The following is an 8,745-nucleotide window of genomic DNA, read 5'->3' as shown; positions in this document are numbered from 1 at the left end:
TCCATGTCACTTTGAGTGCCCACACAGATTGTCTGATAAATTGTTAAAGAGCAGTTGCGACGCGCTTTAGCGCTCTGTCGCGAGGTCCCGTATAATACGTTTTCCTCATTCAGAGTCAAGCATTTATTTTTGCTTTTCTCTGGCAGAATTTCCGCAGAAACCCTGCTGACCCGGCGGCTTGTCTGCCGTTGTTCCGTGTCAGTGGAGGCGCATTATAGGGAGTTCTGAGACGTTGACAAGCCCTGTTTTAAAAAAACTTTTCAACCGCTCAAAATCCCGCCATCACGCCCATTTTACGTGCTATTTGCTCGTCATTTGTGCGACTTCCCGCGCAAAATTGGCAACCTGCTTCCAGTCGGTATAGACGACTTCTTTACTGGTATCCGTTTCACCGCCGGTCATCTTCATTATCAGGCGAATCATGAAGCGATCGTACCAACGATAGCGCGGGTAGCGCAGCGCGCCGGCAAACACCGCGCTGCGCTGCGGTTGCCATGGCGAATTAAGCAGAAACTTACGCGTATAGCTATTGGTCTGCGGCGTGCGCTTCTCTGGCTTACGCGCAACGAGGTTGACCGAGAAAAATGCCCCCGGCAGCGCATTCAGCGACTGCAGATGTTTCTTCACGAAACGGTCCAGCGCCGGATGAAAGTGCCCGTAACGAATCGAGGCGCCAATCACCACGCGATCGTAGTGGTGCCATTCAACCTCTTCCGTACGGTTGAGATTAACCGTATCCGCATCGATACCCAGCTCTTTCAGCTCAGAGGCCAGGAAGGAGGCAATTTCACGCGTCTGCCCGTCGCGGGTGGAGAATAATATCAACGTTTTCACAAGCACTCCGGTTATTCGCGCCAGAAAGTGGGGGTAAAGAGCACCAGTAAGGTGAACACTTCCAGACGACCAAACAGCATATTAGCAATCAAGATCCATTTCGCGACCGGGTTCATTGTCGCGAAGTTATCCGCCACTACGCCAAGTCCTGGCCCGAGGTTGTTTAACGTTGCCACAACCGAGGCGAAAGCAGAAAAGTCATCCACTCCGGTCGCAATGATAGCCAGCATGCTAATAATGAACACCAGCGCATAGGCAGAAAAGAATCCCCATACCGCCTCCAGAATACGTTCCGGCAGCGCACGGTTACCTAACTTAATGCTATATACCGCATTCGGATGCACCAGACGCTTGAGTTCGCGGTTCCCCTGCTTGAACAACAGCAGTATGCGGATAACTTTCAGACCGCCGCCCGTCGACCCGGCACAACCGCCAATAAATGCCGAGCACAATAGCAGCACCGGCAGGAATAACGGCCAGCGCGCGATGCTGTCGGTGGTAAAGCCCGCCGTCGTCGCCATCGAAACCACCTGGAAGAAGGCCTGATTCAGCGTCGTCAGCGCCGAGCTGTACACATCATGCAACCACAGCACCAGCGTACAAATCACCACCAGTGTCAGTTGGACACCAATAAACATGCGGAATTCAGGATCGCGCCAGTACACCTTCAGACTGCGGCCGCTGAGCAATGAAAAATGGAGGCCATAGTTACAGCCTGAGATCAGCAGGAAAACCGCAATAATCGTATTAATGGCTGGACTGTTAAAATACCCTACGCTGGCGTCATGCGTAGAGAAGCCGCCAATCGCGATAGTCGAAAAGCTGTGACCGATGGCATCAAATGCCGGCATACCCGCGAACCAGAGCGCAAGCGCGCAGGCCACCGTCAACAATACGTAGATAAGCCACAGCGTTTTGGCCGTCTCGGCGATACGCGGGCGCATCTTATTGTCCTTCAGTGGTCCCGGCATTTCCGCCCGATACAACTGCATCCCGCCGACGCCCAGTATCGGCAGTATTGCTACCGCCAGCACAATGATCCCCATACCGCCAAACCACTGCAGCATCTGTCGATAGAAGAGGATGGCATGAGGTAAAGAGTCCAGCCCCACCAGGGTGGTAGCGCCCGTTGTGGTCAGGCCCGAGAATGACTCAAAAAACGCATCCGTTATCGTCAGATTCGGCTGTTCGGCGAAAATAAACGGTAGCGCACCGACGCTGCCCAGCACGGTCCAGAAGAGTACGACAATCAGAAAACCCTCGCGGGATTTCAGTTCGCCCTTCTCACGACGGTTCGGCCACCATAGAAGAGAGCCTATCGCCAGCGCGACAAAAAAGGTCTGGGTAAACGCCCGCCCCGCGCCATCGCGGTATAACAGGGCCACTAATCCCGGAAGGATCATCGTCCCCGAAAACAAAATGACCAACAGTCCAACGATTCGGGTTATGGCGCGAAAATGCATCTCTGGCGCTTCCTTTGGTATGCAAAAAAATCAGGTGGGGATTATTCGTCAATCTTCAGTAATTGCAACGAACCACGACTAAAATCAGCCAGCTTTGTCGAAAAAGAGACCACTTCAGCTTGCGGAAGCGCCACACGAAGCTTGACGAAGGCCTGATAGTCACTATCGACAATTTGTCCTGAGAACTGAGCCAACAGCGTTTCAATGCCAGCTAACTGTCCATATTCACACTGCAAAGTATATGCGGTCAGCGGCGTCTTGCGCTGCGTTGTCAGCCCGGCAAGGGCCTGATGAACGCCACCGCCGTACGCTTTAACCAGACCGCCGGTTCCAAGCAAAATACCGCCGTAGTAGCGTACCACGACGGCCGTTATTTCGCCGACGCCGCTGCCCATCAGCTGCGCCAGCATAGGTTTACCCGCGGTGCCTGCTGGTTCGCCATCGTCGGAAAAGCCCAGCTGTTGAGAGTCATTGGGTGGCCCGGCCACCCACGCCACACAATGATGACGGGCGTCAGGGTGCTCCGCCCTGACCGACTCAACAAACGCCTTTGCCGCTACCACGCCATCGGTATGCGCCAACCGCGTGATAAAACGACTTTTTTTAATCTCTTCGACAAAGGTCACCGGCGCGGCCGGTATCAACCAACTTTCCATTACGCCAGTTTCAGGTCACGCGTCATATTTTCAACACTGTTTTCGTGGATGACGACGTTATCTTCAATACGGATGCCGCCAAACGGCTTCAATGCTTCAATTTTTTGCCAGTTGAAGTGTTTGCTGAACGACCCTTCACGCCACGGCGCCAGCAGAGATTCAATAAAGTAGATGCCCGGCTCGATGGTCAGCACCATACGCGGCTGCAAAATACGCGTGCAGCGCAGATACGGATACTTCGACGGCGCCGCCAGATGAGTACCGGTATCATCCTGCATGAAACCGGCCACATCATGGACCTGCAGGCCCAGCGGGTGACCGATACCGTGCGGCATAAACGGCCCGGTCAGATCGTTTTCAACCATGGCCTCTTCGCTCATGTCGGTCACGATTTGGTACTTACGCAACAGTTTAGCGATGCGTTGGTGGAACTGGATGTGGTAATCCACATAGCTTTTGCCCGCCTTCATCGTGCTAATCAGAGCCAGCTGCTCATCGTTAACGTCTTTAATCAAATGGGCAAAGTCATTGTCGCCATGTGCCGCCCAGGTACGCGTCAGGTCTGCCGCATAGCCGTTGTATTCCGCCCCGGCATCCAGTAAGAAACTGCGCGCTTCTGCCGGCGCGCGATGATCCAGTTTGGTGTAATGCAGTACAGAGGCGTGTTCGTTAAGCGCCACGATATTGCTGTAAGGCACATCGGTGTCGCGATGACCGGTAGCCGTCAGATACGCCTGGTTGATATCGAATTCGCTCATTCCGGAGAGGAATGCCTCATGGGCCGCGCGATGCCCGTTAACCGCCGACTTCTGCGCTTCGCGCATGCAGGCCAACTCATAATCGGTCTTAAAGGAACGATAGTAGTGCAGGAAATCAATCACCCCTTTCGGGTTGATATGACTGGCAGCGATCTCCAGACCAAGCGCCCGCTCCGGCACCGGCCCGATATAGGCGATATTGCCGCGCGCCGCAGGCAGCTGGCTACCGATACCGTCGGCTTTCGGCAGGGCAATCACTTCAACCTCTTCCGTCCAGAACGAGGTCGGCAGCGGTTCAACGTTATGCCAGTAATCGACCGGCAGGTAGAACCACAGTTTCGGTTTGTTGACGCCATCAACCAGCAGCCAGCAGTTGGGCACCTGCGTCACCGGGACCCAGGATTTAAATTGCGGATTGACCTTAAACGGGTACGGATGGTCGTCCAGGAAGACATTGATCAGCTCGCCGGAGTGAATCAGCAACGCATCAAGATTAAAACGAGCCAAAGCATCACGGGTACGTTCTTGTAGGGTAACGATATGATTTTTATAGAGCGCGGCTAGTGATTCCATCTTTCATCCTTTGCTTTTATTAGATGTGATTCCCCGCATCTTAGCACATCGGCCCCAGGCAGGGTGATTTCCGCCGGGTGTGATCAGGCCAGCATTTATTTAAAGACTCGTTTGCAATTCTTTAACATAAATCCCACACTCCGTTGCATCTGGTACGACCAGATCACATTGCTGGATTCAGGAGACTGACATGCTCTACAAAGGCGACAACCTGTACCTCGACTGGCTGGACGATGGCATTGCCGAACTGGTGTTCGATGCTCCCGGCTCGGTGAACAAGCTCGATACCGCAACCGTAGCCAGCCTCGGTGAGGCGCTGGAGGTGCTCGAAAAACAACGCGATCTTAAGGGGCTGCTGCTGCGCTCCGGAAAAGCGGCCTTCATCGTCGGCGCCGACATTACCGAATTTCTGTCCCTGTTCCAGGTACCACAGGAGCAGTTGAGCCAGTGGCTCCATTTTGCTAACAGCGTCTTTAACCGTCTGGAAGATTTACCGGTGCCGACTATTTCAGCGGTGAACGGCTATGCGCTGGGCGGCGGCTGCGAGTGCGTGCTGGCGACGGACTACCGTCTGGCTACGCCGGATCTGCGTATCGGCCTGCCGGAAACCAAACTGGGCATCATGCCGGGCTTCGGCGGCTCAGTGCGTATGCCGCGTCTGCTCGGCGCCGATAGCGCGCTGGAAATCATCGCCGCAGGCAAAGATGTCGATGCCGAACAGGCGCTGAAAATCGGCCTCATCGATGGCATCGTCAAACCAGAGAAGCTGCGCGATGGCGCGCTTGCTATTCTGCGTCAGGCTATTAACGGCGAGCTGGACTGGAAAGCGCAGCGCCAGCCGAAGCTGGAGCCATTGAAGCTCAGTAAAATTGAAGCGGCCATGAGCTTCACCATCGCCAAAGGCATGGTGGCGCAGACCGCCGGGAAGCACTATCCGGCGCCGATGACGGCGGTAAAAACCATCGAAGCGGCCGCGCGTTTTGGCCGCGAAGAAGCCCTGAATCTGGAAAACCAAAGCTTTGTCCCGCTGGCGCACACCAAAGAGGCGCGCGCGCTGGTTGGTATCTTCCTTAACGATCAGTATGTCAAAGCCAAAGCGAAGAAGCTGACCAAAAACGTTGAGACGCCGAAACAGGCCGCCGTGCTGGGTGCCGGGATCATGGGGGGCGGTATAGCCTATCAGTCCGCCTGGAAAGGCGTGCCGGTGCTTATGAAGGATATCAACGACAAATCGCTGACGCTGGGCATGAACGAAGCCGCTAAGCTGCTCAACAAGCAGCTTGAGCGCGGCAAAATCGATGGGCTGAAGCTGGCCGGCGTTATTGGCACGATTCACCCGACCCTCGATTATGCTGGCTTTGAGCGCGTAGATGTCGTGGTCGAAGCCGTCGTCGAGAATCCGAAAGTGAAAAAGGCCGTGCTGGCGGAAACCGAAGAGAAAGTCCGCCCGGATACGGTTCTGGCTTCTAACACCTCAACGATTCCAATCGGTGAACTGGCCAGCGTCCTGAAGCGGCCGGAAAACTTCTGCGGTATGCACTTCTTTAACCCGGTGCATCGCATGCCGCTGGTAGAAGTGATTCGCGGGGAAAAAACCTCAGATGACACCATCGCAAAAGTCGTGGCCTGGGCGAGCAAAATGGGCAAAACGCCGATCGTGGTTAACGACTGCCCCGGCTTCTTCGTCAATCGCGTGCTGTTCCCCTACTTTGCCGGATTCAGCCAACTGCTTCGCGACGGCGCGGACTTCCGCAAGGTCGATAAGGTGATGGAGAAACTGTTCGGCTGGCCAATGGGCCCGGCATACCTGCTCGACGTGGTCGGTATCGATACCGCGCACCACGCGCAGGCGGTAATGGCCGCCGGCTTCCCGCAGCGCATGCAGAAAGATTATCGCGACGCGATCGACGCGCTGTTCGACGCCAGCCGTTTCGGCCAGAAAAACGCTCTCGGCTTCTGGCGGTATAAAGAAGACAGTAAAGGCAAACCGAAGAAAGAAGAAGATCCGGCCGTCGACGCCCTGCTGGCGGAAGTCAGCCAGCCACAGCGTGAGTTCAGCGACGATGAGATTATCGCCCGGATGATGATTCCGATGGTCAACGAAGTGGTCCGCTGCCTGGAGGAAGGTATTATCGCCAGCCCGGCGGAAGCGGATATGGCGCTGGTTTATGGTCTTGGTTTCCCTCCGTTCCACGGCGGCGCATTCCGCTGGCTGGATACCCAGGGCAGCGCAAAATATCTCGATATGGCGCAGCAGTATCAACACCTCGGCCCACTGTACGAAGTGCCGGAAGGGCTGCGTAATAAAGCACGCCATAACGAACCCTATTATCCCCCGGTAGAACCAGCCCGCCCGGCGGGCACTCTGAAAACGGCTTAAGGAGTCACAATGGAACAGGTTGTCATTGTTGATGCAGTTCGCACCCCGATGGGCCGTTCGAAGGGCGGCGCCTTTCGCCACGTGCGCGCGGAAGACCTCTCCGCGCACCTGATGCGTAGCCTGCTGTCGCGTAACCCGTCGCTTGATCCGGCCGCGATTGACGATATCTACTGGGGCTGCGTACAGCAAACGCTGGAGCAAGGTTTCAACATTGCGCGTAACGCCGCGCTGCTCGCAGAGATCCCGCATTCGGTACCGGCGACGACGGTCAACCGCCTGTGCGGTTCATCAATGCAGGCGCTGCACGATGCGGCGCGGATGATCATGACCGGCGACGCCAGCGTCTGCCTGATTGGCGGCGTCGAGCATATGGGTCACGTCCCGATGAGCCACGGCGTGGATTTTCACCCGGGTCTGAGCCGTAACGTGGCAAAAGCGGCCGGGATGATGGGGCTGACCGCCGAAATGCTGGCGCGTCTGCACGGTATCAGCCGGGAGATGCAGGACCAGTTCGCCGCGCGTTCCCACGCTCGCGCATGGGCGGCAACGCAGTCCGGCGCATTTAAAGCGGAAATCATTCCGACAGGCGGCCATGATGCCGACGGCGTGCTGAAGTCATTTAACTATGATGAGGTGATCCGCCCGGAAACCACCGTGGAAGCGCTGGCAGCGTTAAGGCCCGCCTTCGACCCGGTGACCGGTACCGTCACGGCAGGTACCTCATCCGCGCTCTCCGACGGCGCAGCCGCCATGTTATTAATGAGCGAAAGCCGCGCCCGCGAGCTGGGGCTGAAACCACGCGCTCGCGTGCGCTCCATGGCGGTGGTCGGCTGTGATCCATCGATTATGGGCTATGGTCCGGTACCGGCATCGAAGCTGGCGCTGAAAAAGGCCGGACTGACTACCAGCGATATCAACGTTTTTGAAATGAACGAGGCGTTTGCCGCGCAGATCCTGCCGTGCATTAAAGATCTTGGCCTGATGGAGCAGATCGACGAGAAGATCAATCTTAACGGCGGCGCGATTGCCCTCGGTCACCCGCTTGGCTGCTCGGGCGCGCGCATCAGTACCACCTTACTTAACCAGATGGAGCGCAAAGACGCGCAGTTCGGTCTTGCCACTATGTGTATTGGTTTAGGTCAGGGGATCGCCACGGTATTTGAGAGAGTGTAAACCAACAACTCAGGCCGGATAAGCCACGCGCCATCGGGCTTTTGCCCGGGGCGCAACGCTTATCCGGCCTACAGAGGTATCTCTGCGCCATTGACGTCATTGGCGCAGAGAGAAGCGTTTAGTTGCCGTTTTTCCCGCCTGTCAGGGGCGGGTTTTTTATTTCTGTCGTTCTCTGCCCCTCTCCCTGAAGAAAAGGGCGTGAGAATCAGATAAAGGCAAACGCATCGCCGAACAGGCGATCTTCGCGGGCATTGCGCTCATTACAAAACAGCTCACGGGCAATTTTTGCCATCTCGAAGCGGCCGGCAATATAAATATCATGCTCTGCCAGGGTGCCATAGTCCTGCAGTACCGCGGTCAATACGGTGCCAGAGCGCCCACGCCACTCTTCTTCCGGCTGTTCCACAACCGGCTCAACACGCAGACCCGGATGTTCCACGCTCAGCGCTTCCAGCTCAGCCAGATCGTAGAGATGTTTCGCTTCGCGACCGCCCCAGTACACTGCAATATCGCGGTTCGGGTTGCGGGCCAGCGCCGTGAGCAGAATGGAACGCACATAGGAGAACCCGGTTCCTCCGGCGATGAGAATCAGCGGACGATCTTCATCCTCACGCAGCCAGGCTTCACCATGCGGAATATCAACCTCGATCTCGCGCTCTTTCAGAATGCGATCCATGACCGCCATCGCATACAGGTTGAGCTCAGAGGCGCCAATATGCAGTTCAATACATTCCTGCTCCGCCGGTGTGGAAGCCATGGAGAACGGACGCTTGTCGCGCTCGTCCATTACCACCATCAAATATTGACCAGCGCGGAAAGAAAACGCCGCTTCCGGCACTAATCGAACGCGATACACGGTATCGGTAATTGCCTCCACCGAGGTCACTTTACAGCTTAAGGTTGTCATG

General features: G+C 56.1%; 7 protein-coding genes. 2 read left to right on the top strand and 5 right to left on the bottom strand.

From position 1 onward, the window contains the following. Positions 1 to 300: 300 nt before the first annotated feature. From hemG to pepQ, 4 genes are read right to left on the bottom strand one after another with little or no spacing between them, the layout of a single operon-like run. On the bottom strand, positions 301 to 834 hold the full coding sequence (hemG, locus tag CWM52_RS21780; RefSeq protein WP_100685989.1) for a menaquinone-dependent protoporphyrinogen IX dehydrogenase: 534 nt from the start codon (positions 832 to 834) through the stop codon (positions 301 to 303). Between the two features lie 11 nt (positions 835 to 845). Next, a complete protein-coding gene (trkH, locus tag CWM52_RS21775; RefSeq protein ID WP_100685988.1) occupies positions 846 to 2,297 on the bottom strand; it encodes a Trk system potassium transporter TrkH in 1,452 nt (483 codons plus the stop codon). 41 nt (positions 2,298 to 2,338) lie between these two features. Continuing rightward, a complete protein-coding gene (locus CWM52_RS21770; RefSeq protein ID WP_100685987.1) occupies positions 2,339 to 2,953 on the bottom strand; it encodes an IMPACT family protein in 615 nt (204 codons plus the stop codon). Continuing rightward, positions 2,953 to 4,284 (bottom strand): Xaa-Pro dipeptidase, encoded by a 1,332-nt coding sequence (gene pepQ, locus CWM52_RS21765; RefSeq protein ID WP_100685986.1) that lies wholly within the window; start codon positions 4,282 to 4,284, stop codon positions 2,953 to 2,955. Before pepQ ends, CWM52_RS21770 begins: the two co-directional genes overlap by 1 nt. Before the next feature lie 190 nt (positions 4,285 to 4,474). Between pepQ and fadB the strand changes: the two genes are divergently transcribed. Then, a complete protein-coding gene (gene fadB, locus CWM52_RS21755) occupies positions 4,475 to 6,664 on the top strand; it encodes a fatty acid oxidation complex subunit alpha FadB (protein ID WP_100685984.1) in 2,190 nt (729 codons plus the stop codon). A gap of 9 nt (positions 6,665 to 6,673) precedes the next feature. Next, positions 6,674 to 7,837, top strand: coding sequence for an acetyl-CoA C-acyltransferase FadA (gene fadA / locus CWM52_RS21750; protein ID WP_100685983.1), 1,164 nt, complete (start codon positions 6,674 to 6,676; stop codon positions 7,835 to 7,837). 205 nt (positions 7,838 to 8,042) lie between these two features. On the opposite strand, the gene fre is transcribed toward fadA, so the two are convergent. Next, positions 8,043 to 8,744, bottom strand: a complete 702-nt coding sequence (gene fre / locus CWM52_RS21745) for an NAD(P)H-flavin reductase (RefSeq protein ID WP_004869682.1) — start codon at positions 8,742 to 8,744, stop codon at positions 8,043 to 8,045. Position 8,745 lies beyond the last annotated feature (1 nt).

It is taken from the genome of Raoultella sp. T31 (genome assembly GCF_002806725.1).
GTDB classification, from domain to species: domain Bacteria; phylum Pseudomonadota; class Gammaproteobacteria; order Enterobacterales; family Enterobacteriaceae; genus Klebsiella; species Klebsiella electrica.
The sequence above is the reverse complement of the archived record's forward strand: the minus strand, read 5'-3'. Positions and strand labels throughout refer to the sequence as shown.